This window comes from Erwinia tasmaniensis Et1/99 (genome assembly GCF_000026185.1).
Taxonomy (GTDB): domain Bacteria; phylum Pseudomonadota; class Gammaproteobacteria; order Enterobacterales; family Enterobacteriaceae; genus Erwinia; species Erwinia tasmaniensis.
Window position 1 is genome coordinate 1,047,727 of sequence record NC_010694.1, and the last position, 21,983, is coordinate 1,069,709.

Annotated in this window: 21 protein-coding genes; 8 read left to right on the forward strand and 13 right to left on the reverse strand. The window is 49.6% G+C overall.

The window, feature by feature from the left end; translation table 11 throughout:
* Positions 1 to 184: 184 nt before the first annotated feature.
* The 7 genes from proX to nrdH all read right to left on the reverse strand — a co-directional run bounded on the left by proX (position 185) and on the right by nrdH (position 7,776).
* Positions 185 to 1,180: a glycine betaine/L-proline ABC transporter substrate-binding protein ProX gene (gene proX / locus ETA_RS05760; RefSeq protein WP_012440681.1), complete on the reverse strand. Its 996-nt coding sequence runs from the start codon at positions 1,178 to 1,180 to the stop codon at positions 185 to 187.
* 65 nt (positions 1,181 to 1,245) lie between these two features.
* Positions 1,246 to 2,409: a glycine betaine/L-proline ABC transporter permease ProW gene (gene proW / locus ETA_RS05765; protein ID WP_012440682.1), complete on the reverse strand. Its 1,164-nt coding sequence runs from the start codon at positions 2,407 to 2,409 to the stop codon at positions 1,246 to 1,248.
* On the reverse strand, positions 2,406 to 3,602 hold the full coding sequence (proV, locus tag ETA_RS05770; protein WP_012440683.1) for a glycine betaine/L-proline ABC transporter ATP-binding protein ProV: 1,197 nt from the start codon (positions 3,600 to 3,602) through the stop codon (positions 2,406 to 2,408). The genes proW and proV overlap by 4 nt, the downstream gene beginning before the upstream one ends.
* Before the next feature lie 382 nt (positions 3,603 to 3,984).
* A complete protein-coding gene (nrdF, locus tag ETA_RS05775; RefSeq protein ID WP_012440685.1) occupies positions 3,985 to 4,944 on the reverse strand; it encodes a class 1b ribonucleoside-diphosphate reductase subunit beta in 960 nt (319 codons plus the stop codon).
* Positions 4,945 to 4,995: 51 nt separating this feature from the next.
* The gene (gene nrdE, locus ETA_RS05780; protein WP_071819162.1) at positions 4,996 to 7,146 is read right to left on the reverse strand and encodes a class 1b ribonucleoside-diphosphate reductase subunit alpha; all 2,151 of its coding nucleotides are present in this window, start codon (positions 7,144 to 7,146) and stop codon (positions 4,996 to 4,998) included.
* On the reverse strand, positions 7,119 to 7,529 hold the full coding sequence (nrdI, locus tag ETA_RS05785) for a class Ib ribonucleoside-diphosphate reductase assembly flavoprotein NrdI (RefSeq protein ID WP_012440687.1): 411 nt from the start codon (positions 7,527 to 7,529) through the stop codon (positions 7,119 to 7,121). Before nrdI ends, nrdE begins: the two co-directional genes overlap by 28 nt.
* Positions 7,530 to 7,533: 4 nt before the next feature.
* The gene (nrdH, locus tag ETA_RS05790; protein ID WP_012440688.1) at positions 7,534 to 7,776 is read right to left on the reverse strand and encodes a glutaredoxin-like protein NrdH; all 243 of its coding nucleotides are present in this window, start codon (positions 7,774 to 7,776) and stop codon (positions 7,534 to 7,536) included.
* 492 nt (positions 7,777 to 8,268) lie between these two features.
* Between nrdH and ETA_RS05795 the strand changes: the two genes are divergently transcribed.
* Both ETA_RS05795 and ETA_RS05800 read left to right on the forward strand, forming a co-directional pair.
* Positions 8,269 to 8,604: a DUF2002 family protein gene (locus ETA_RS05795; RefSeq protein ID WP_012440689.1), complete on the forward strand. Its 336-nt coding sequence runs from the start codon at positions 8,269 to 8,271 to the stop codon at positions 8,602 to 8,604.
* Between the two features lie 203 nt (positions 8,605 to 8,807).
* Complete coding sequence (locus ETA_RS05800) at positions 8,808 to 9,230, forward strand: hypothetical protein (protein WP_193345527.1); 423 nt, start codon at positions 8,808 to 8,810, stop codon at positions 9,228 to 9,230.
* A 41-nt stretch (positions 9,231 to 9,271) separates the two neighbouring features.
* On the opposite strand, the gene speG is transcribed toward ETA_RS05800, so the two are convergent.
* From speG to ETA_RS19875, 3 genes are all read right to left on the reverse strand, one after another.
* Entirely contained in the window at positions 9,272 to 9,838 is a 567-nt protein-coding gene (gene speG / locus ETA_RS05805; protein WP_012440691.1) for a spermidine N1-acetyltransferase, read from the reverse strand.
* A gap of 131 nt (positions 9,839 to 9,969) precedes the next feature.
* The gene (locus ETA_RS05810; RefSeq protein WP_012440692.1) at positions 9,970 to 10,836 is read right to left on the reverse strand and encodes a nucleoside-specific channel-forming protein Tsx; all 867 of its coding nucleotides are present in this window, start codon (positions 10,834 to 10,836) and stop codon (positions 9,970 to 9,972) included.
* Positions 10,837 to 11,207: 371 nt separating this feature from the next.
* Positions 11,208 to 11,408, reverse strand: a complete 201-nt coding sequence (locus ETA_RS19875; RefSeq protein WP_012440693.1) for a hypothetical protein — start codon at positions 11,406 to 11,408, stop codon at positions 11,208 to 11,210.
* Between the two features lie 90 nt (positions 11,409 to 11,498).
* Here ETA_RS19875 and ETA_RS20550 point away from each other — a divergent pair, with 90 nt between their 5' ends.
* The gene (locus ETA_RS20550; RefSeq protein WP_269446404.1) at positions 11,499 to 11,624 is read left to right on the forward strand and encodes a hypothetical protein; all 126 of its coding nucleotides are present in this window, start codon (positions 11,499 to 11,501) and stop codon (positions 11,622 to 11,624) included.
* A gap of 53 nt (positions 11,625 to 11,677) precedes the next feature.
* On the opposite strand, the gene ETA_RS05815 is transcribed toward ETA_RS20550, so the two are convergent.
* Complete coding sequence (locus ETA_RS05815) at positions 11,678 to 12,112, reverse strand: hypothetical protein (RefSeq protein WP_012440694.1); 435 nt, start codon at positions 12,110 to 12,112, stop codon at positions 11,678 to 11,680.
* 55 nt (positions 12,113 to 12,167) lie between these two features.
* Positions 12,168 to 12,968 carry a winged helix-turn-helix domain-containing protein gene (locus ETA_RS05820; protein WP_012440695.1) on the reverse strand — a complete coding sequence of 267 codons (801 nt, stop codon included), beginning with the start codon at positions 12,966 to 12,968 and terminating at the stop codon, positions 12,168 to 12,170.
* A gap of 1,953 nt (positions 12,969 to 14,921) precedes the next feature.
* On the opposite strand from ETA_RS05820, the gene flhD reads away from it, so the two are divergent.
* The 3 genes from flhD (at position 14,922) to ETA_RS05835 (ending at position 16,863) form a co-directional block, all read left to right on the forward strand.
* The gene (gene flhD, locus ETA_RS05825) at positions 14,922 to 15,272 is read left to right on the forward strand and encodes a flagellar transcriptional regulator FlhD (RefSeq protein ID WP_012440698.1); all 351 of its coding nucleotides are present in this window, start codon (positions 14,922 to 14,924) and stop codon (positions 15,270 to 15,272) included.
* Positions 15,269 to 15,805, forward strand: coding sequence for a flagellar transcriptional regulator FlhC (flhC, locus tag ETA_RS05830; protein WP_012440699.1), 537 nt, complete (start codon positions 15,269 to 15,271; stop codon positions 15,803 to 15,805). The genes flhD and flhC overlap by 4 nt, the downstream gene beginning before the upstream one ends.
* Positions 15,806 to 16,140: 335 nt before the next feature.
* Complete coding sequence (locus ETA_RS05835; protein ID WP_012440700.1) at positions 16,141 to 16,863, forward strand: helix-turn-helix transcriptional regulator; 723 nt, start codon at positions 16,141 to 16,143, stop codon at positions 16,861 to 16,863.
* Position 16,864: 1 nt separating this feature from the next.
* Here the strand turns inward: ETA_RS05835 and ETA_RS05840 are convergent, their stop codons facing one another.
* The gene (locus ETA_RS05840) at positions 16,865 to 17,509 is read right to left on the reverse strand and encodes an acyl-homoserine-lactone synthase (RefSeq protein ID WP_012440701.1); all 645 of its coding nucleotides are present in this window, start codon (positions 17,507 to 17,509) and stop codon (positions 16,865 to 16,867) included.
* A gap of 1,529 nt (positions 17,510 to 19,038) precedes the next feature.
* Between ETA_RS05840 and ETA_RS05845 the strand changes: the two genes are divergently transcribed.
* Together ETA_RS05845 and ETA_RS05850 are read left to right on the forward strand one after the other, a co-directional pair.
* Positions 19,039 to 20,415 carry a PTS transporter subunit EIIC gene (locus tag ETA_RS05845; protein WP_012440702.1) on the forward strand — a complete coding sequence of 459 codons (1,377 nt, stop codon included), beginning with the start codon at positions 19,039 to 19,041 and terminating at the stop codon, positions 20,413 to 20,415.
* Positions 20,412 to 21,827, forward strand: coding sequence for a glycoside hydrolase family 32 protein (locus ETA_RS05850; RefSeq protein ID WP_012440703.1), 1,416 nt, complete (start codon positions 20,412 to 20,414; stop codon positions 21,825 to 21,827). The genes ETA_RS05845 and ETA_RS05850 overlap by 4 nt, the downstream gene beginning before the upstream one ends.
* Positions 21,828 to 21,983 lie beyond the last annotated feature (156 nt).

Here is a 21,983-nt window from a genome sequence, read left to right on the forward strand (position 1 = left end):
CTATCACGGTAAGAAATGTCTTATAGGCTAATAGTAACCTAAAAAACTATTTCACTCACATGATTATTAACAGGACAAACCAGTTCGGCGGTATGACCGCCGAACTGCCGGGCTGACCAAAGAGAGGGGGCAACCCAAAATAGGTCGGTGGGCTATCCGGTGGGGAAGATAGCCCGAGGGCAGATTACTTGCCAGCCGCCAGCGCGTCTTTCACCCAGCCGTCGAACTGCGCCTGGTGCGCTTTGATCCAGCCATTCACATGCGCGTTAATATCTGCTTCAGAAGACTGTCCCTGATGCATGCGTGCGTTTTGCGCATTGATATCCGCTAACGGCAGTTTCATCTCGGCAAACAGTTTTGCGGCTGCAGGATTTTTCTGAGCCCACTCTTTGTTAGCCACGATATGCATCGTATTAACCGGGAAGCCGTAATTGGCGCCATTTGGCAATTTGGTATCAACATCTTTCTGTGCGCCCGGCATAGAAGAGAACGGCACCTGCAACCACACCACATCGCGTCCCGGAACCAGCACGTCACTGACCCAGTACGGCGTCCAGGTGTAGTAAAGCACCGGTTTACCGTCTTTGAAACGGGTGATGGTATCCGCGATCATTGCCGAGTAATTGCCCTGATTATTCTGCACGGTATTACTCAATCCAAAGGCTTTAACCTGGTGACTGATCACATCGTCACAGCCCCAGCCCGGCGTGCAGCCGGTTAAATCGGCTTTGCCGTCATCATTGGTATCAAACAGCTTAGCCACTTTGGGATCTTTCAGCTGGCCAATGTTGGTGATGTGGTATTTTTCAGCGGTTTTCTTATCGATCAGGTAGCCCTGGGCAGCGCCCTGCACGTAAGTACCCTGGCGATAGAATTTGGCATCGCCACCGGCGGCCTGATACATATCGTCATGCAACGGTTTCCAGTTAGTGGCGACAAAGGTGGTATCACCGGCGGCAATCGAGGTATAGGCAACGTTGTAATCGACTTCACTCGGGTCATCAACGGTGTACCCCAGTTTTTCCAGCGCACGGCTTACCAGTAGCGTCTGAAAGGTCTCTTCGGTAATGGTGCTTTGAGCGGGTTTAACGGTAATGCCTTTACCCGGCAGATCGGCGGCGGAAACCTGAGCGGCGGCCAGCGTGGTGAACGCGGCGGCCAGCAGTGCTGTCTTACGCATAGCGATTCCTTAATAGTGGGTCGTGCTGAGGTTGCAGGCGGCACGGTGGCGTGCCGCCAAAAGAATTATTTGATAAAGGGGCGGGTCAACAGGCCCAGCGGGCCGCTGGCAAACCAGCGCCGGTTGCCACGGCTGCGGTTGTCTCTGCCAAGGGACTGGGTGAGTCGGTCAAGGATAATTGCCAGAATGACGATACCCACGCCGCCCACGGTCGCCAGACCCATATCCAGGCGTCCAATACCGCGTAATACCATCTGACCAAGACCGCCTACGGCAATCATTGAAGCAATGACCACCATTGACAGGGCCAGCATCAGCGTCTGATTGACCCCGGCCATAATGGTTGGCATCGCCAGCGGCAGCTGCACTTTAAACAGCATCTGACGCGGGCTGGCACCGAAGGATTCAGCCGCTTCAATCAGGTCGGCAGGCACCTGCTTAATGCCGAGAATGGTCAGGCGAACAATCGGCGGCAGGGCGAAGATAATGGTCACCACCACGCCCGGCACGTTGCCGATGCCAAACAGCATAACGATTGGCACCAGGTAGACAAATGCCGGCGTGGTCTGCATCGCGTCCAACATTGGCCGGATAATTTTCGCCGCTCGCTGACTACGTGCCAGCCAGATGCCCAGAGGCAGGCCGATGATGATGCAAAACAGCAGGGCGGTCAGCACCAGCGCCAGCGTGACCATCGCCTGGGACCAGGCCCCGATGGCGCCAATCGCGACCAGTGACACCAGCGTGGCGACCCCCATGCTGAAGCTGGAGAGCTGCCAGGCAATCAGGGCAAAAACGATAATCGCCACCGGTGCGGGCATACCCAGCAGCAGCTGCTGGAAGGTGCTAAGGATATAATCTACCGGCAGGCGAACACCCTGGAACAGCGGACGAAAGTGAGTCACTACCCAGTCGATCGCGGTGGTCACCCAGCTGTCGAGCGGGATCAGCGTTTTATGGAACGGATCGAGGATATTAAAGTGTTCCGCCTGCGGTGTCGGAGCGCTATTCAGCCAGTCGCCGCCGCCTGCCGCATCGTGCGAAGCGCCGGGAGAGGCTCCCCAGGCATCGCTGCTGCCGCCAGCAGAATTGGTGGCAGGTTGGCTGGTCGTGGCGGCATCCGGCGCTCCCCAAGGATCGCCGCCGCTGGTTGCGGCCTGGCTGGCATCCGCTGGCGCGCTCTGATTTGGGGTTGCAGACTCCCACGGGTTACTGGTTTGTTCACTCATGGCTGGCCTCCATCACGATCTAATGCTTGCAATAACGTACCTTTGGAAATAATGCCGATGTACTGTCCCTCGTCACCGACGATCGGCACCGCGCACGGAGCCTGGGCAACATGGGAAAGCAGGTCGTTAAGCGTGGTATCAGCGGGCATCGCCTGTGGGGTGTCCAGCAGCGCCCGATCAAGGCCCGCGCCTTCTGCCAGCGCGGCCTTTAGCGAATCTACGGAGACGGTACCAACAAAGCGTTGTTTTTCCAGCACGTAGCCGTACTCACGGTCGTTGTCCTGCAACAGCTTGATGGCTGAACGCGGGCCGAGCCCTGGCGCTTTACGGATCAGCGCTGCGGCACTACGGCGGGCAATATCCTTCGCGCTGAATACGTGGCTGATATCCACGCCACGGAAGAAGGTGCGCACGTAGTCGTTAGCCGGATTGTTGAGGATCTCATCCGGCGTGCCGACCTGCACCACTTCACCGCCCTGCATAATGGCGATACGGTCGCCAATGCGCATAGCTTCATCAAGATCGTGAGAAATAAAGACGATGGTGCGCTGGTGGCGCGATTGCAGCTTGACTAATTCATCCTGCATTTCGGTACGAATTAACGGGTCAAGCGCGGAGAAGGCTTCATCCATCAATAATATATCGGGATTAATCGCCAGGGCGCGGGCTAATCCAACGCGCTGGCGCATGCCGCCGGAAAGTTCATCCGGGTAAGCATGGGCGTAATTATCCAGCCCAACCTGTCGCAGTGCATCGAGCGCTTTTTCCTGACGCTCTGCCAGCGGCACGCCGGCTAATTCCATGCCAAATGCGGCATTATTTAATACCGTCATATGTGGCATTAACGCAAATGACTGGAATACCATGCTGATTTTATTTCTGCGGACCTGGCGTAACGCGCTTTCAGATATTTTGGCAATATCTTCACCGTCGATGATGACCTGGCCGCGGGTGGGTTCAATCAGACGATTGAGAAGGCGAACCATAGTGGATTTACCGGAGCCGGATAATCCCATGATGACAAAAATCTCGCCTTCTTCAATGGCCAGACTGGCGTCTTTCACGCCAAGCGACAGCCCTGTTTTCTCCAGCAGCGTTTCTTTATCGATGCCTTTTTCAATATATTTAAACGCGCGATCGGGGTTGTCCCCAAAAACTTTATATAAATTTTTAACTTCAAGTTTAATAGCCATGCATTCATTTATTTCCCGGTTAAAGTTGATTTTCTTATGTTAACTCTTCTTTGTAATTAAATATTATCGGCCTATACCGTAGCATACTGAGAATTTGAGGCAACCCTTAGCGGGCAATTAGAAGACTCTGATTTATTGGGGATTACGGCTAATGTCAGAGTGGGTAAGGGATTACGGCGAGTGACGCGAGGAGAAAAAAAGGGATATTTCTCTAAGGATCTTCTCTCTGATGAGCCAGATATTGTTATGATGTTTGCCTGCTGAAGCCAAATAGCCCGTATACCACGACCATATTTGAATCAAAAAACAGGCAGGTTTTTTTAAGAAATAGAAAATCATTAAAATAAGCTATGACCGCCGGTGACGGCCATTCGCCAGGCGCTTAAAAGTCCCAGTCTTCGTCTTCGGTCTCTACCGCCTTTCCCATCACGTAAGAGGAGCCGGAGCCGGAGAAAAAGTCATGGTTTTCGTCGGCATTGGGCGACAGCGCGGCGAGGATCGCCGGGTTAACATCGGTCATGTAAGAGGGGAACAGCGCCTGGTAACCGAGGTTCATCAGGGCTTTGTTGGCGTTGTAATGCAGGAATTTTTTCACATCTTCCTGCCAGCCCACGCCCGCATACAGCGCCTCAGTGTAAGCCACTTCGTTTTCATACAGCTCAAGAAGCAGGTCAATGGCAAACTGCTGTAGTTCCTCTTTACGCGGCGCCGTCTCTTTTTCTAATGATTTCTGATACTTATAGCCGATGTAATAGCCGTGAACCGCCTCATCTTTAATAATCAGGCGGATCAGATCGGCGGTGTTGGTCAGCTTACCTCGACTGGACCAGTACATCGGCAGGTAGAAACCGGAATAGAACAAAAATGATTCAAGAAACACGCTGGCTATTTTCTTTTTCAGCGCATCGTCATGGTAATAATGTTGCAGGATAATCTGTGCCTTAGCCTGCAACGGCGCGTTTTCCTCACTCCAGGCGTAGGCGGCATCAACATCACTGGTGTGGCAGAGCGTCGAAAATATCGAACTGTATGAACGGGCGTGCACCGCTTCCATAAAGCTGATATTTGACATCACCGCTTCCTCGTGCGGCGTCAGCGCATCGGCCATCAGTGCCGGAGCCCCCAGGGTGTTTTGAATGGTATCCAGCAGCGTCAGGCCGGTAAAGACGCGGATCGTGAGCTGCTGCTCTTCGGCGTTGAGGGAGTTCCATGCCGGAATATCGTTGGAAAGCGGAACTTTTTCCGGTAGCCAGAAGTTGCTGGTCAGTCGATTCCACACTTCCAGATCTTTGTCATCTTCGATTTTGTTCCAGTTAATCGCGTGAATTTTATTTAATTTCATAGTGATATCTTGTTATCGGGCCAGGAAATCTGGCCCGCGATGGAAAGGGGATCAGAGCGAGCAGGAGACACAACCTTCGACCTCAGTGCCTTGCAGGGCCATCTGACGCAGACGAATGTAGTACAGCGTTTTAATGCCTTTCTTCCAGGCGTAAATTTGCGCGCGGTTGATATCACGCGTGGTGGCGGTGTCGCGGAAAAATAGCGTTAGCGACAGCCCCTGATCGACGTGCCGTGTGGCTTCAGCATAGGTGTCGATAATCGCTTCCGGGCCGATATCATAAGCATCGCGATAAAACGCCTGATTATCGTTATTCATAAAGGGGGCCGGATAGTAGACGCGGCCGGTCTTCCCCTCTTTACGGATCTCAATGCGCGACACAATAGGGTGAATGCTTGAGGTGGCATGGTTGATGTAGGAGATCGAGCCCGTCGGGGGAATGGCCTGCAAATTCTGGTTGTACAGCCCGTACTGCATCACCGCGTCTTTCAGCGTCTGCCACTGCTGACGCGTTGGGATGGCAATCCCGGCGTTGGCAAACAGCGCGGCGACCTGCGAGGTACGCGGTTGCCAGCTCTGCTCCAGATACGGATTGAAATATTCGCCGCTGGCATAACGGGATTGAGCAAACCCGCTGAAGGTGGTACTGCGCTCACGCGCCAGCTGGTTAGAGGTACGCAGGGCATGGTAGGTCACGGTATAGAAATAAATATTAGTGAAGTCCAGGCCTGCTTCTGAGCCGTACTGGATACCTTCCCGCGCCAGGTAGCCGTGCAGGTTCATCTGCCCCAGGCCAATAGCGTGTGACTGCGCGTTGCCCTGTTCGATCGACGGCACCGAATGGATATGGCTTTGATCGGATACCGCCGTCAGTCCGCGTACGGCGATCTCCACCGTGCGGGCAAAATCAGCAGAATCCATCGCATGGGCGATATTCAGCGAGCCGAGGTTACAGGAAATATCCTTGCCGATGCGGCGATAGCTCAGGTCATCGTGATATTCGGTCGGGCTGTTAACCTGTAGGATTTCCGAACACAGGTTACTCATATTGATACGCCCGTGGACAGGATTTGCCCGGTTCACCGTATCTTCAAACATGATATAGGGATATCCGGACTCAAACTGGATCTCTGCCAGCGTCTGGAAAAATTCACGTGGGTTGATGAACGTGCGGCGAATACGCGCGTCGTTCAGCATCTCGTGGTACTTTTCGCTGATGCTGATATCGGCGAACGGTAAACCATAAATTCGCTCCACGTCATAGGGAGAGAACAGCGCCATCTGCTGGTTATCTTTCGCCAGCTGGAAGGTGATATCGGGGATCACTACGCCCAGCGACAGGGTTTTGATGCGGATCTTCTCGTCGGCATTTTCGCGCTTGGTATCGAGGAAACGCAGGATATCCGGATGGTGCGCATGCAGGTAGACCGCGCCAGCCCCCTGACGTGCTCCCAGCTGGTTGGCGTAGGAGAAGGCATCTTCCAGCATTTTCATCACCGGGATCACGCCGGAAGACTGATTTTCGATACGTTTGATCGGCGCACCGGCCTCACGCAGGTTTGACAGCAGAAACGCCACGCCGCCGCCGCGTTTGGACAGTTGCAGCGCTGAATTCACCGCCCGCCCAATCGACTCCATATTGTCTTCAATACGCAACAGGAAGCAGGAAACCAGCTCGCCGCGCTGCTGTTTACCGCAGTTCAGGAAGGTCGGTGTTGCAGGCTGGAAGCGGCCGCTCAGAATTTCATCCGTCAGCGCCAGCGCCAGCGGCTGGTCACCTTTCGCTAACGTTAGCGCGACCATACACACGCGTTCGGTAAAGCCTTCCAGATAGCGTTTGCCATCGAAGGTTTTCAGCGTATAGCTGGTGTAAAACTTCCAGGCACCGAGGAATGTCTGAAAGCGAAAGCGCCGTGCGGTGGCCTCAGCGAACAGCGAGCAGACAAACTCAAACGGATACGCATTCAACACGTCAGCTTCATAATAGCCTTCAGCCACTAAAAACTGCAGGCGTTCGGCGATGGAATCGAACTGAACGCTGTTCGGAATAACGTGCTGAATAAAGTACTGACGCGTGGCCTCTCTGTCTTTCTCAAACTGAATATGGGCATTGTCATCATACAAATTGAGCATCGCATTGAGAGCGTGATAGTCCGCCGTGGCCGTGCTGCCCGCTAAGAGTGTGCTGTCTGTCGCTGCCAAAATTCGGTTACTCCCTTGTAGATGTTAGCGATGTCGTCAGAGGTGCCCATCAGCTCAAAGCGGTAGAGGTAGGGAACGTGGCATTTTCGCGCAATGATGTCGCCAGCCAGGCAAAAAGCCTCGCCAAAGTTACGGTTTCCGGCGGCGATAACGCCGCGGATCAGCTGACGATTATTGATGTCATTAAGAAACTGGATCACCTGTTTAGGAACCGCCCCATGCCGCGTGCCGCCACCATAGCTGGGTACGACCAGAATATAAGGCTCACTGACCTGTAGCTGTTGCGAGCTGTCCAGCGGAATGCGGCGTGCCGGCAGGTTCAGGCGCACGATAAAACGATGGGTGTTTTCTGACAGGCTGGAGAAGTAGACCAGCGTAGCCATAGCGTTATCCCCGCACCGTAGCAATATGACTTAGCGCCTGGATTTTGTCCGGGCGGAAGCCGCTCCAGTGCTCTTGTTCGGCCATCACTACAGGAACCTGACGATAGCCCAGGGATTTAAGTGTCTCGGTATGTGCCGGTTCCTGGTCGAGATTAATCAGTTGGTAAGCAATGCCTTTCTTGTCCATCGCATTTTTAGTGGCGTTGCACTGGACACAGTTATCTTTAGTGTAAATAATAATGCGCATGATTCGTATTTACCTCACTAAGGGGTGAGCTGATGATTCTGGTACTGGGTAATTGAGCGACCACTTTGCCAAAACACATCATATTGTGTTTGTTGTATGCGTTAAATACTAGATATAGCGTCATGGGATTGCAACCGTACAATGATCAGGCCATAAGATTTTTCGCTAAATTTCGCTACTGATGTCTTGCCGCACAAGGTGTTGACGCGCAAAAAAAATTTTCGGGTAAAGATGACGCATTGGCTGTGAGCGCGATGGCCTGGGGCAGCGCGTACGCCTGACGTTGTTTCTTGAACCTCTACTGCGGCGATGCCATTGACGTTAATCTCACGCCGTTCGCCAAAAATGTGCTTCTTAGGTCGAAACAGGCTTATAGTTATATGGCGTGTTCAGACACGCCACCTGACGGCCGGTGTTTGTGGATTATTCCGAAAGCCCCGAGGGCAAAGGCTGTTGTAAGGTTGCCGGGTTTACAGAATGAGAGGAACAAGCATGTATTTACGACCTGATGAGGTAGCACGCGTTTTGGAAAAAGTGGGATTTGAAATGGATGCGGTAACCCCCAAAACCTACGGCTATCGCCGCGGCGAAGACTATGTGTATGTCAACCGTGAAGCACGTCTTGGTCGTACCGCGTTGGTTATCCACCCAATGCTAAAAGAGAGAAGCCAGGCGATCGCCAGCACCGCCTCGGAGGTGAAAATCTGCGATCACTATATCCGTTTTCCGATGTATCTGGCCGGTGAGGCCAACGACCACTATGGTATCCCCCACGGCTTCAGTTCACGCATGGCGCTGGAACGCTACCTTGAGCGCATGTTTGGTTAACTGGTATGAGAGGCTCGTTTCTTAAAGAGAGCGGCATGAGTCAAGGTGTTGCGTTCAGGGCATGGCAGATTGTTTTCCCTTTGATGGCTGAATAACGCATCGATTAACCGCTGTGTTCGCCCGCTGGCACGGGGAGGTAAGTAATGAAAACTGACTCGCTCCGGCTTAGACTGTCAGCATACTGGATTCAGGCAGGAATAATCATGAAACGGCTGATCACAGCGCTGATGGCAGCGTGGATGTTAACGGGATGCGCGACAATTGTTTCCAGCGAGACTCAGGATGTCACGCTACAAACCCAGCCTCCGGGGGTGAAGTTTGTGATACAGGATGAAAGCGGGAGGGCGGTAGCAGAGGGCTATACGCCCAAAACCGTGACGCTGGCGAAGTCCAACGGTAACTATTTCGGTAAGAAAAAGTATCGGGTGATGCTGGAGCGCGCTGGCTATATTCCACAGACTTTGCCATTAAAGGAGAGCCCGAACCTGTGGTATCTGCTGGGTAACATTCCGCTGCTCGGTTTCCCCGGCTGGCTGGGGGTTGATCCTTTCTACGGAGGGATGTACAAAATTGAGCCAGCGCGCCTGCAGATCATCATGGATCCGGTCGGCGCGCGTGGGGCATAGGTGACGTAGCTGAATCTCACCAGGCCGGATTTCCGGCCTTTTTACTGCGCGGTCGGTTGAACCATCCCCTGCGCGGGTTTGAAATGCTCCAGATACTGCGGCTGGAAAATGCACATGCGTATGGTGTTACGATATTCACCGTTAATAAAGAATTCGTGGATCAACTCACCTTCTACCTTAAAGCCCAGTTTGCGATAGATGTGAATTGCCTTGTCGTTCTCTTTGTCGACGATCAGATAGAGCTTATAGAGATTCAGCACGGAGAAACCATAATCCATTGCCATCTTTACAGCCTTGCTGGCTAATCCCTTGCCCTGATGGTCGGGGGCGATAATAATCTGAAACTCCGCCCGGCGATGAATATGATTAATTTCTACCAGCTCCACCATACCGGCATTCGCGCCGTTATGTTCCACCACAAAGCGCCGTTCGCTCTGATCGTGGATGTGCTTATCATAGAGATCTGACAGTTCAACAAAAGCCTCATACGGCTCTTCAAACCAGTAACGCATAACGCTGGCGTTATTATCCAGCTGGTGGACAAAACGCAGATCTTCGCGTTCCAGCGGACGCAATTTAACATCGTGATCGACAAGCCTTGCAGACATAACTCTTCCTGATTTCATATGCAGTATTGCCAGCCAAGTATAGCTGCATCCGGGCGGCAACAAAAACGCGCCGATTGGCGCGTTGAGCTTTTAGTCGTGCTGGCGTTGGTATCAGCTCTGCTGACCCGTGGTCAGAAGTTATAGCCGGCAACCAGGTAGTAGCCGAAGCCGGAAGATTTCAGGCTGAAATCACCGCCGCCGAAGTTTTGCACCACGCCGTCGTTCCACTGGCCACCGTTATGGAAGTAACGCGCGACAAATGAGTAGTGCCAGTGGTCGTAGCCAAGAGTAAGAATATGGCTGGAGGCGATGGAGTTACTGGTGCGCGCCGGGCTGGATTTATCTCCGAGGTCGGAACCCCAGTCAAAGTTGGTGAAGCCGATATAGCTCAGATTACCGCCCCATAACGTAGTCAGCGGCACAAAATATTTCACTTTGAAGCGGTAGCCGTCCCAACTATTTTCGTTAGCGGCATCATAGTTTTCCCACTGATATTTGGCGTATACATTGAGCGACAGACCAATATCTGAATGGGTATCGATATCGGTGCCCAGACCCATATACCAGGTATTCTGGCGGCTGGCCTTGCTATCACCCATATCGTAAACGTAGTTATTGGCGAAATACCACTCTTTAAACGGGCCAAAGCCCAGGCTGGTGCCCGTCAGTTTATCAATAGAGAAACGCGGTTCGATCTCCATAAAGAACGGGGAACCGTTATCCCAGGCACCCTTGTCATTACCGTTACCAACACCAAAGAATTTTGGCACATCAACGTAGCCGTAGAAATCGAACCAGTCTTTATGTGCAAAGGCTTCGTATTCAAGATAGACATCATTATTCAGCTTCGGTCCGAAGCGCGTATGGTAGCTGCCCACCACATTCACACTTTGATGCCACCAGTCAGAAACATAGGAGGCATCGCCGGTCTCTGCGACTGAGGTTTGTGAATAAGAGAGTGCGGCCAGCGCTCCCGCCATCATTATTTTATGTTTCATTGTTTTTTCATATGCTCAGTGACCTGTGCGACAGCTATCGTTCAGATCGCGTTACCGGTTTAACGGGCGACAAGGGGGGCTTGTCACTTGAACGAAAACACCCGTTGGAAGTTTTACGGCAGTGTGCCGCTTTCAGCGCTCTAGGAAATAGAGATCACTCACACTTGTCAAATTCTGTTTCATTTCAATTCCGCTAAAGTGTGATTTGTGTCACAAAATAATCCTGCTGACATGAACTTTTTCACTCTCTGGTGTTCATGCAATCTTAGTCGCTACGTAAACGGTTGCCTGGTTGAAAAAAGAGGCTTTTCGGTAACGTTGCTTGTGACGGCATTTTGTCACACGGCAAAATTTGCATTTTTGAATAAGTTTTACTTATTGTTAGATTCTGGCCCAATACAGAGTTGCGTAAGCAACATCGGTTGCTCACTGTCTGCAGTGCAATGAAAAATCGCGCCGTAGGGAAAAATGATGGCGGCAGCCTTTATTTGCCCGTCGGTAACCAGACCGGTGCCAAAGCCTGTACGACACCAGAGCTGATGAAATAGCCACAGTAATGAAATCTTATCCACTGATTATCCTGCTGAATACGTGGTTTACACTATGCAGCCTGCCTGATTCTAATCAAAGCTGGCGCGAGTGTTAATTACAGGATTAAGTGAATGAGTAACAACATTAAAAAAAACGCCGGCAGTTTGTTATATAAGGTTCTTTCTACCTCCATGTTAATGGTGATGATGGCGACCTGCTGTGTTGCGGGTTATGCCCTGTGGGATATGAATCAATAAACACCGCATTCTGATCACCTGGGATGGAGAGGGGAGGTTTAAATGCCCCCATTTCAGTTTACGCACAGCATGGGCGCACTGTTTTCACCGCCGATAGCCAGTGCTTTATCATCCAGCAGATACATCCGGCTGGTATGGATCTCTCCTGGGGTGAGATGTCGAAAAACATATTTTGCCACATCATCATCGTTGCTTTGATCGCCCAGCCTGCTGCTCTGCTGAATAGTGGTATTTATCAGCCGGTTTTGACTTACGCTGCTACTGAAGGTGATTTCGCGCAGCACGGCAACAGGGTGGAGCTGCCTACCGCCATTGATATAGTCACTGATACTGCCGGTATAGATCACGCGCCACCGGGTTAAACCATCGCGATAAAAACGATAAATACCGCGCGTCAGCGTCCAGTTATTCTCATCACTGATATCATATCGTGCCTGAGAAACAATGCAGCTGGCTTTCAGCGGATTAAAGACCATATCTTTCAGCATACAAGCCACAAGCGGTAGTATAAGTCCGCCAATAAAACACAGCGTAGTTGGCGATTTAACGATATTTAAAAGAGTACGATTCACAGTTGTTCTCCGAATCCCGCAGCGGGGCAACACAGGCGATCAGGCCCAGATCGGGGCTGGCTCCCCCCGTAGTAATGTAGAGGTAACGGGCATGTTCGGGGTTAATATCCCCGTTCTTGTTAATAGCGTACTGCCTGTAAAGTTGTAGTGTCTGGACGACCCGCTGTTTGTCGGGTGAAATATTTCCCGGCACCCAAACCTCCGTCTGTGGTGGGGTCTCCGCGCCGTGCCAGCGCACGTAGTTGATTGGTGTGGGTTTGATTGCCAGCAGCCAGCTGACCGCCGCGGCCAGACAGCTCCCCAGTACCAGCCCGGCTGCACCTGCCGCTAAACGTCGTCTCAAAAAGCGATGGGCTCGGTACGCACTGACGTGCCGCGAAACCAATCCTGTCGAGACGTGCAGCGGATTGCTGGCAGATGTTGTACGCCGCGTTATGTCAGGTTGTTCTGTGCGCACAATCAGCCGGTATCCACTGCGCGTTACGGCAATCAGCTGGACGCTGTCATTGACTTCGAGCGCGATCAGCGCACGGCGAATCTTGGTAATCATCACCCGTACACTGTTGTCTGTAACCTCTACGCCGGAATGACGCCAGCCCACATCCATTAGCTGTTCTTGCGATAACACCTGCTCTTTAGCCTGAGCCAGCGCGATAAAACAGCGACAGGCAGAGGCGGGAAGCATCACGCCTTTCCCGTCCGGTATACGCGACAGCATTCGGGTACGACCGTCAAGCATGAGAAGATTATCGATAATAATATTGTTATCCATTGTTTGAACTCATCTTCTTTGAATCGATGTCAGTGAGCTATTGATGAAATATTCGTGCTGATTATCGATGTTCGTTAGACGTCATGCCCTTGTTATTTGCAGGGGAAATAATCGACAGGCTCACTTAAGCTTTATTATTATTAATCTGTCAGTGGACAGGATGACAAATGGCATGCTGTTAACAGAAACGGCGGTGAATTAATTTATCCGTTTATTATGCACGGTTTTGCGCGATATGTCCTGCTGGTTACGCGTATCATTATTTTTCTTCATTAATATATGATTCATTTTTTCCATAACGAATGCGGCGGATTAGTAGATTCTCTTTACTTTACCAGAATCAAATACAATTAATCAGCGGCGTGAGAAAGTGTGTGATGAAATTTATATCTGATTTCAATGAGCAACTATCGGTTGCTAAGGAGGCCATAGTCCATTCTGGAAATAGAACTTGCGTTCCAATTTTCTCTGCTAAAGTATGGTTGTTCCAGAATAGTGGTCAGATGAAATACAGGCATTTGTGTAGAAGCGTCTGTATCAAGAGGCCACAACCCTGCCGTAATAGATTAAGCAGGCGAAAGTTTTGTCTGCGTCAGACCGGTTATAGGTTGCAGAAAACAGTGGTTCTATTAGAAAAATATCTGCTGCGAAGATCGGCACCCGGCTCTCTTCCTGTTGTCTCAAGCGTTCAGATATGCGTAAAACGTACCTTATATTATTCGATCTTATGACTTCTTTTTATCGTTACGTTGAGTAAAAAAAAGCCAGCGATAAGCTGGCAAAGGGGCACAATAATGACAGGGGATGATAGGCAAGCGACAAATCAGTTTAGGGGATGTGTAGCCAGCTCATGTATGGGTGTCAGCCGTTGTGTCAATCAGATAGTGTTACCGTCGTGCTTCTTTCCCTTTCAATTCTTCAATAACTCCTCTATTTTTATCGATAAACGCCAATCAATGCCGGGCCGATATAGAGGCGGTGTACTGAGGTAAATTCCAGTACGACCCCACCAAGAGGTAGTGAAAAAAGGAAAACAGATTTCAGGTGCGTCTTGATTTACTATCAACGGGCCACGTCTGAAAACCAATCGATACTAACGGTAGATTGCTCAATGTGGGGATGATAACCTGGTTTAGTGGAATGTCATTCCGCTAAATAACAACACTTTTGGCGCTATACTCCGGTGTTGTTTTTTTATTGTTTCTCGACATATTAGAAGATCTCCCTGGCAGGAAAACTTTTCCGCTTACTCATGCCGTTATTTTATTATCATCAGCTGATAATACACAGTGGTTAATGTTGTGATAAATGTAAAATTGGATACTTTAATACGTTGCGTTATGCCATATCAAATAGCGTGATTGAGCTAGTGGAGAAAGAGACTAAAGTCGCGATCAGCGTTATGGGGGGCGGGTCTGAAAAAACAGCAGAATATTAAATAGCGTATCAGGAAGCCCAACACAATGTCAGCCCTCATCAGGATTCTGGTTGATAACGCATTTTCTATCGGCGAGTATGCTTGAAGCGATAATGATGTTTTTTTATCAGAGTGATCGAGGGAGTGACCAAGGCGTAGCTGCCGTGGTGCATTATTAATTGTTAATTTAATAACGTTGTTTTTTTAATGCGTGATAATATTTTTTTAATTTTTTATAACTTCCTTTTTGTTTCTGTTGTGATGATTATCGTGTGGTGATGAGTTGGGGGAGGCTGTCGTTAAAGAATTTTATGATTATCTTGTTTTACCTCACCTCATTCTTTGGTTTTTTTTAATTATTAAGCGCCAGGTTTTTGTGTAAATATTCTTTACTTTCAATAAGTTACAGTGCATTTGGTGCTGGGTATTAATAATGAAAGGCATAATATGTCAAGCTTGTTAATAGATTGTAATATTGAGTATTTCTGCGTAGAGATCTATCCAGTGCCAACCGCGTGAGATTTAGAGATTCAGACATGTCCAGTTTAAATGAGCACCTACAAAACATCCACGATCTTAACCTTTCCTATTTGTTACTTTGCCAGAAATTAATTTCGACAGATAAATCTGCAGCGGGGTTTCGTCTTGGGCTACCGGAAGAAACGATAAATAACCTGAAAGCGCTTACATTGCCCCAGCTCATTAAGCTGGCAGCAACGAATCAATTGATTTGTCGCCTGCGTGTGGAGGATGCTGCCATCATCAATTTAACCAAAGACTCACGGGTTGAAGCGTTACAACAAATTCATACCGGGATACTGTTATCTACTGACTTGATCAATACTCTGAATAAACAGCAAAGTCGCGATCTCAGGGGTAAAAAGTGATCGGTAAAAAAGTGCTGGATGAAATCTACGAAATAAATATAGCGATGGAACTGATCGTTCTGGGTGCAAGAATGCAGGTTCTTGAGTCAGAAACTTCGGTGAGCCGTCGGCGCCTGGTACGTCTGTATAAAGAAATACGCGGCTGCCCACCGCCAAAAGGAATGCTGCCATTTTCTGAAGACTGGTTTATGTGCTGGGAGCAGAATATTCATTCCTCGCTGTTTTATAATATTTATCTCTGCTTGCAGAAAACGGAAAATGAACGCCCGATCACCACCTTGATGCAGGCCTATCGGCTTTATCTTGAACAGTGCTATCCGCATTCTTCAGAAACGCCCGTACTGGGATTGACCCGTGCGTGGACGTTGTTGCGTTTTATTGGGTGCGGAATGATCTCACGGAAGTCTTGTATGCTGTGCGCAGGTGGTTTCGTGATGGTAACCGAGTTTATCAAGGAACCCTTTACCTGTAGTCTGTGCTGCCCACCTTCACGGGCGCTAAAAAAATTCAGTGCAACTAGCGGTAGTTCATAAGCCCCTGGCTTCGACAATCCGACAGCATAGCTAGACGGGGCTTAGCGACCGTGGCCCTTGATGGCCGTTGTTCTAGCCAGCAGGCGTTATGAGATAAATAGGGGGCCACGGTAGGAATGTTCTGCAGCTCTCAACCCTTCGCCATTGAGACCGGCGTGCCAACGTGGTGTGCCCAGGTTGGTACAATGCCCCCGCTCAGATTACTCCGTCGGTTACGCGAAATAGGCACACATCATCATACGTAGCGCCAATTAATCACTCTGTGGTTCCGACTTGATGTGCATTTCTGGTATATTCTGATAAATAAATTTCAAGTAATCAGGAGCAAGCGGTTAATGGAACCAGAGGATAATATTAATGACATTATCAGCAAGCAACTGGAAGCGGCACTAAGTGATTTAGGCGAATTTATCTGGGCCTATGTCGTTTTGTCTAAAAAAGATATGTCGTGCATCTTTGGCGTGACCAATTACCCAGGTGAATGGGTAAAGCAATACAGGGAAAAGGGATTGCAATATACCGACCCGGTAGTGATCACGTCGCTGAATCGGTTAACGCCCTTCGCCTGGGATGAAAATCTGCTGGCCGGTTCAGGCTTTCGATTCTCAAAACTTTTCGACCGGGCCCGTGAGTTTGGCGTGACCAATGGGTATACTTTTGTGTTACATGATTATAACAATAATCTTGTCACCTTATCTTTTACATTTACCCCGGAATGCAGAGCAGAAGCTACAGAAACGTTTATCAAGAACAAGGGGGAAATCTCTTTGCTCCTTGCGTCAGTTCATGAAACGTACCTGACACTGACATCGCTGTCAGAAAAGAATGCCTCCCGCTCCCGTTCAGAAAACGCCTCTCGTTTTACGGAAAGAGAAAACGAGATCCTTTATTGGGCTAGCGTAGGTAAAACCTACCCGGAAACGGCGATGATACTCGGGATAAAGACCTGCACCGTCAAATTTCATATGTCCAATATTGTCAAAAAACTGGGGGTGGCAAATGCCCGGCATGCAATACGTCTAGGTATGGAACTTCAGCTGATCAAACCGGTTAGTTAAATTAGATGGAAGAGTCGGACGTCAGTGGCCAGGCGTCCAGCATGCTTTCATCCATTGTGCTGATTTTTCTGGATATTCTATCTTTCAGCGCCTCCTGGCTTTCTTGGTCTACATGGCCCAGCAACAGATGAACAGGCTCATTTTTTTCGGAAATGCCCGTTTCAAGCAGCGAGACATTCCATCCAGAGCTTTTGATGATATGTAGCATCGGATGACTGGCGACGGCCAGAATGCCGTCATAATGATGCTGCCTCGCATAGTTGATGAGCGAGAGAAATAAAACCAAAGTAACGGGAAATCTGCGTCCCAAAAGAGTATGGGTTCTTTCTTTATCTACAAAAAAGCGCGTGGATTCAATGAAGTTCCCTTCGGGAATAGACACATTTTTAAAAAATGAAGAAAATGCGCTGTTCAACATATTGTCGTCTTTCATATCAATCATCCGCGTGCCGCAAATTATCATTCCATTTTCAACTCCAAAAATGTAGTTGGTTTTTTCATTATCAAACTGATCCAGTTCCTTCCCTTCAGAACAGTTTACGGCCCATTGTAGTCTGTCTTTGAAGGTGTTTTTTCTTAGGACAAACAGATCTTCTGATTTTTCGTTGCTCATTAATGAATAGTTAACGCTGTAAATATTAAACATAATGTCACCTTTATGGATATATAAAATTCATCCGGTAACATCAGTGAAGTTTCGTTGGGAGCATGCCGGTGCATAGGCATAATAGTGCTTTTTAACTTGTTTTTGCTAACTTTATCATGCTGTTAAATGGGTTGGAATATATTGAGGAAGTCATTATTTATCCTGATAATATCTTCAATCAATTCGAAATGCGTTCATGTTTTATTTGTTTTTTTATATGTATTAACGTTTTTGGCTTGCGTGCGGTATGTTGTTTTCACTTGTTATGTTTTCTTTTTTGAGTTGTTTTGTGCGATAAGGGGTAATCAGGTTTGGTGATGAAAACTTACGCTGAAAATTATCAATGTAAATGTTCAAATGAAGTGTTTTTAGTATATTTTATTTTTTATAAGTTAATAATGGATAAAGAAGAGGGGTGTTATGAATAATTATCGGAGTGATAATAAGGTTCTGGGAGTGTGAGTAGGGTGGGGCTATTTTTTCATAGGCGCTATGTAATCTTTTAATATCTTAAATGCTAAAATATATCTTCTGGGATGTGGCAGTGTTATATTTTTTATCGATATTAATCTTCTATCACTATCGATTTACGTGTGGCGACCCTTTAGTTAACTTAGCGTTAACTTCATCTCTAATGGCTGCGGTTTTAAATCTTTATTATCGTTTGCTGTTAATGCCTCTGGTATCTAATAGTCCCCCTGTGAAATAATCACACCGTGAGCGTACTAAGGTAGAGTAACGAACTATACTTTAGTCTAGTTGTACTATCACGCGCTAAGGATATAAGATCTCACCGTCATAAAAAACTGACGAAAATAATAAAAGACTTGACCACATTTAGGTCAGGTAGCCAGAGATGGCCAGCACCAGGGAACTTTTCACCACACCTTAGTCACGCTATCAACTCAGCAGAGGCATATGTTCTCTGCTGGTTTTTAGTTTTCTACCACCGTAATTTCCTTAAGGCGTGCTTACTAGATGGTTACTGTGATTAACCTTATCCAGCCTAAAAGGGCCCATTACTTTCCATCCTCTGTCCAACCTGCCATCTTTCCATACGTGATGCCGATAGCTGCAAAACAGCGTTTTAGCTCAACCTAACCTAAAGAGAAAAGACCCGTATTTTTCCCATCGTCAGCGGTGAGTTGTTTTGCTTTCTGGCGGCTGTTTCCACCACGTTTACCTTCCGACTAGCCCATCTGCCAATAAATTTTTAAACCTCATGTTAAGGTATTTTCGTTATCACGGGCAAAAGAGTGCCTGGAAAGTGACCCGTTTGGCTACCAGCGTATGGCGTCTGCGTGCGTGCGGAAAATTAAGCCAGTCCTGAATGCCGAACGAGACCGGTCCAGGGGCGTTTGCTCGTGGTTGATGACAACTAAATCGATCCGTGTCAGACATTTTTCCGGTCGCTTTACTCAGGCAAATGGCCATAGAGAAATGCGTATACGTGTTTACAATTACCTGCCGAAAGTGTTATTTGTGATATATGTCAAAAATTTAAAATAATAATATATCCGGTGAAAATTATGAATTACAGGCAGGTTGCCCGGCAGCTGGTTCCAATGATGGGGGGTAAAGACAACATATCTTCCGCCATTCACTGCGCGACCCGGCTCCGGGTTGTGCTTGAAGATGAGTCACAGCTGGATCTGAATGCAATTGATGCGGTTAAGGGCGTAAAGGCCAGCTTTCGTAAGGCTGGACAGGTACAGGTCGTCTTTGGCAGTAACGTGATCAACGATATTTATGATGCGTTTGTTCAGGTAGCCCAGATTGATGACTCCTCGCAAAAAGAACAGGCCTCACAGAACGCTGAAAAAAAGCTCGGCTATTTCCATCGTGTTGCCAGCACGCTTTCCAACGTATTCGTTCCTTTAATCCCCGCAATCATCGCCTCTGGTCTGCTGATGGGGCTGCTCAGCATGATCAAAACCTATGGCTGGCTGGATGCGCATCACCCCATCTATGTTCTGCTGGAAATGTTCAGCTCATCCGCTTTTATCATCTTGCCGGTACTTATCGGTTTTACCGCAGCAAGGGTGTTTGGCGGTAACCCCTTTATCGGTGCCACGCTCGGAGGGATCCTGACCCATCCGGCGCTGGCTAACGTCTGGGGCGGCTTGGGAAACTTCCACACGCTGGATTTGTACGGGATGCAAATTGCCATGATCGGTTATCAGGGCACGGTTTTCCCGGTGCTGCTGACCGTCTGGTTTATGAGTTTCATCGAGAAACATTTGCGCCGCAGGGTTCCTGACCTGGTGGAAATTATCTTTGTGCCGTTCCTGACTCTGATTATTTCAGGCTTCGTCGCCATGCTGATCATTGGCCCTGCGGGCCGAATGCTCGGCGATGGGATTGCCTATGTGCTGACCACGCTGATCGCTCAGACCGGATGGGTGGCCGGGCTGCTGTTCGGGGGACTTTATTCCGTGGTGGCAATGACCGGTATTCAGAACAGCTTCCATGCGATTGAAGCCGGCCTGCTAAGCAATCCGTCAATCGGCGTTAACTATCTGCTGCCGATATGGTCGATGGCCAACGTCGCCCAGGGTGGTGCCTGCCTGGCGGTCTGGTTCCGTACCCGTGATGCGAAGGTACGCAAAATCGCCATTCCTGCTGCTTTCTCCGCCATGATTGGGTCGGTGGAAGCGGCGGTATTTGGGGTGAATTTGCGCTTTGTGAAACCATTTATCGCCGCGATGGCTGGCGGTGCCGTTGGCGGTGCCTGGGTAGTTATCAATAAAGTCTACGCCACCGGGGTTGGACTGACCGGGCTACCGGGGCTGGCAATTATCCAGGCCAGCTCTTTGGTGCACCAGCTGATAGGCCTGGGAATGGCATTTAGCATCGCGTTCGTTATTTCGCTCCTGTTTAACTACAACCAAGAGGGTGACCAATGAGTGACAAACACCTCCTGAAGCAGACCTTACACGCCGTAATGAATGGATATCGGCGTCATCCTGCTGACCACCACCGCCCACACTGGCATCTCTCGCCGGTGGTAGGCCTGATGAATGACCCCAACGGTTTTATTCAATTCCAGGGGCGCTACCATCTGTTTTATCAGTGGAACCCGCTGGCCTGCGACCACAGCACTAAGTTCTGGGGACACTGGAGTTCGACCGATCTGATCAACTGGCAGCATGAGCCCGTAGCGCTAATGCCCAGCGACAGCTTCGATATTGATGGCTGTTTCTCCGGCTCGGCTGTGGATGACAACGGTCAGCTGGTGCTGGTTTATACCGGCAACGTGATGCTGGACAATGACGACCGCACGGCATGGCAATGTATCGCCCGGCAGAATGAGCAGGGTGAATTTGATAAGCAGGCGGTTCTGGGGCAGCTACAGGGCTACACCGGACATATACGCGATCCTAAGGTCTGGCGGCACGAAGAAAGTTGGTACATGGTGCTGGCGGCCCAGGATCTGCAGCTGCGAGGTAAGGTGCTGCTGCTGAAATCTCCGGATTTAGCATCCTGGACATTACTGGGTGAGATTGCCGGTAGTCAGTTACGCGACGTCGGAACGTTTGGCTATATGTGGGAGTGTCCTGACCTGTTTAATCTTGACGGTCACGATGTGTTAATCAGTTGCCCACAAGGCGTCGACGCAGAGGAGCGGCGCTATCTGAACCAGTATCAGTGCGGCTATCTGCTGGGTGAGTTGGATTACCAAAAAGGCGATTACCCGCACGGTCCTTTCCTGGAGCTGGACTATGGACATGAGTTTTATGCTCCGCAAACGACCCTTTCCGACGATGGCCGCCGTCTGCTGGTTGGCTGGATGGGCGTACCAGACCAGGACGAGTTCTCGCAGCCGACCCTGAAACACGGCTGGCTGCATATGATGAGCTGTCCGCGCGAGCTAAGCGTGCGCGAAGGACAGCTGTACCAGGTGCCTGCCCGCGAACTTGTGGCATTACGCACGGCGGGCCAGCAGGCTGAAGGACGAGCCGACTCGCTGCCCGTCTTTAGCGCTGACAGCGCCGAACTGCTGCTACAGGTAGCCGGTAGTTTTGAGATAGACATCGGTGAGACTCTCTGGCTGAAATGCGACCCGGACGGCATTACCCTTAGCCGTAAGGGATTGAGTAGCCCCGATGAAGAAAGACGCTACTGGAGTGGGGCCGTGGAGAAATTGCAGATCCTGCTTGATAGCTCAAGCATCGAGATCTTTATTAATGACGGCGCGGGCGTAATGACTTCACGTTATTTCCCTGAAGAGCGGCCGGAGCTGAGATTTAGCGGAAGCGCGACGCTAACGGTTGATTACTGGCAGCTTCGGGATAGTGAGTTGGGTGGGCGGCCATGACCTGTTGCTGGAAACTCTGTGCGGTAGATCCGGCAATTTCCGCCGTTTAACAGCCTCAGCAGCGGCTGACTGACCGGATAGTGACTTTGCTTCGGCACAATGCGAATATTGTGCCGACAGCATAAATGCCGAAAAGGGTCAGTAGCCGCACATCGC

Bases quoted from the DNA above. Each gene is read 5' to 3' on its own strand.
- nrdF (WP_012440685.1), bottom strand. From the start codon at position 4,944: ATGAAATTAAATAAAATTCACGCGATTAACTGGAACAAAATCGAAGAT.
- ETA_RS05835 (WP_012440700.1), top strand. From the start codon at position 16,141: ATGGAACCAGAGGATAATATTAATGACATTATCAGCAAGCAACTGGAA.
- ETA_RS05795 (WP_012440689.1), top strand. From the start codon at position 8,269: ATGTATTTACGACCTGATGAGGTAGCACGCGTTTTGGAAAAAGTGGGA.
- proX (WP_012440681.1), bottom strand. From the start codon at position 1,180: ATGCGTAAGACAGCACTGCTGGCCGCCGCGTTCACCACGCTGGCCGCC.
- proW (WP_012440682.1), bottom strand. From the start codon at position 2,409: ATGAGTGAACAAACCAGTAACCCGTGGGAGTCTGCAACCCCAAATCAG.
- ETA_RS20550 (WP_269446404.1), top strand. From the start codon at position 11,499: ATGAGTAACAACATTAAAAAAAACGCCGGCAGTTTGTTATATAAGGTT.
- flhD (WP_012440698.1), top strand. From the start codon at position 14,922: ATGTCCAGTTTAAATGAGCACCTACAAAACATCCACGATCTTAACCTT.
- ETA_RS05815 (WP_012440694.1), bottom strand. From the start codon at position 12,112: ATGCTGAAAGATATGGTCTTTAATCCGCTGAAAGCCAGCTGCATTGTT.
- ETA_RS05850 (WP_012440703.1), top strand. From the start codon at position 20,412: ATGAGTGACAAACACCTCCTGAAGCAGACCTTACACGCCGTAATGAAT.
- ETA_RS05820 (WP_012440695.1), bottom strand. From the start codon at position 12,968: ATGGATAACAATATTATTATCGATAATCTTCTCATGCTTGACGGTCGT.
- ETA_RS05840 (WP_012440701.1), bottom strand. From the start codon at position 17,509: ATGTTTAATATTTACAGCGTTAACTATTCATTAATGAGCAACGAAAAA.
- nrdH (WP_012440688.1), bottom strand. From the start codon at position 7,776: ATGCGCATTATTATTTACACTAAAGATAACTGTGTCCAGTGCAACGCC.
- nrdI (WP_012440687.1), bottom strand. From the start codon at position 7,529: ATGGCTACGCTGGTCTACTTCTCCAGCCTGTCAGAAAACACCCATCGT.
- ETA_RS05800 (WP_193345527.1), top strand. From the start codon at position 8,808: ATGAAACGGCTGATCACAGCGCTGATGGCAGCGTGGATGTTAACGGGA.
- speG (WP_012440691.1), bottom strand. From the start codon at position 9,838: ATGTCTGCAAGGCTTGTCGATCACGATGTTAAATTGCGTCCGCTGGAA.
- ETA_RS05810 (WP_012440692.1), bottom strand. From the start codon at position 10,836: ATGAAACATAAAATAATGATGGCGGGAGCGCTGGCCGCACTCTCTTAT.
- proV (WP_012440683.1), bottom strand. From the start codon at position 3,602: ATGGCTATTAAACTTGAAGTTAAAAATTTATATAAAGTTTTTGGGGAC.
- ETA_RS05845 (WP_012440702.1), top strand. From the start codon at position 19,039: ATGAATTACAGGCAGGTTGCCCGGCAGCTGGTTCCAATGATGGGGGGT.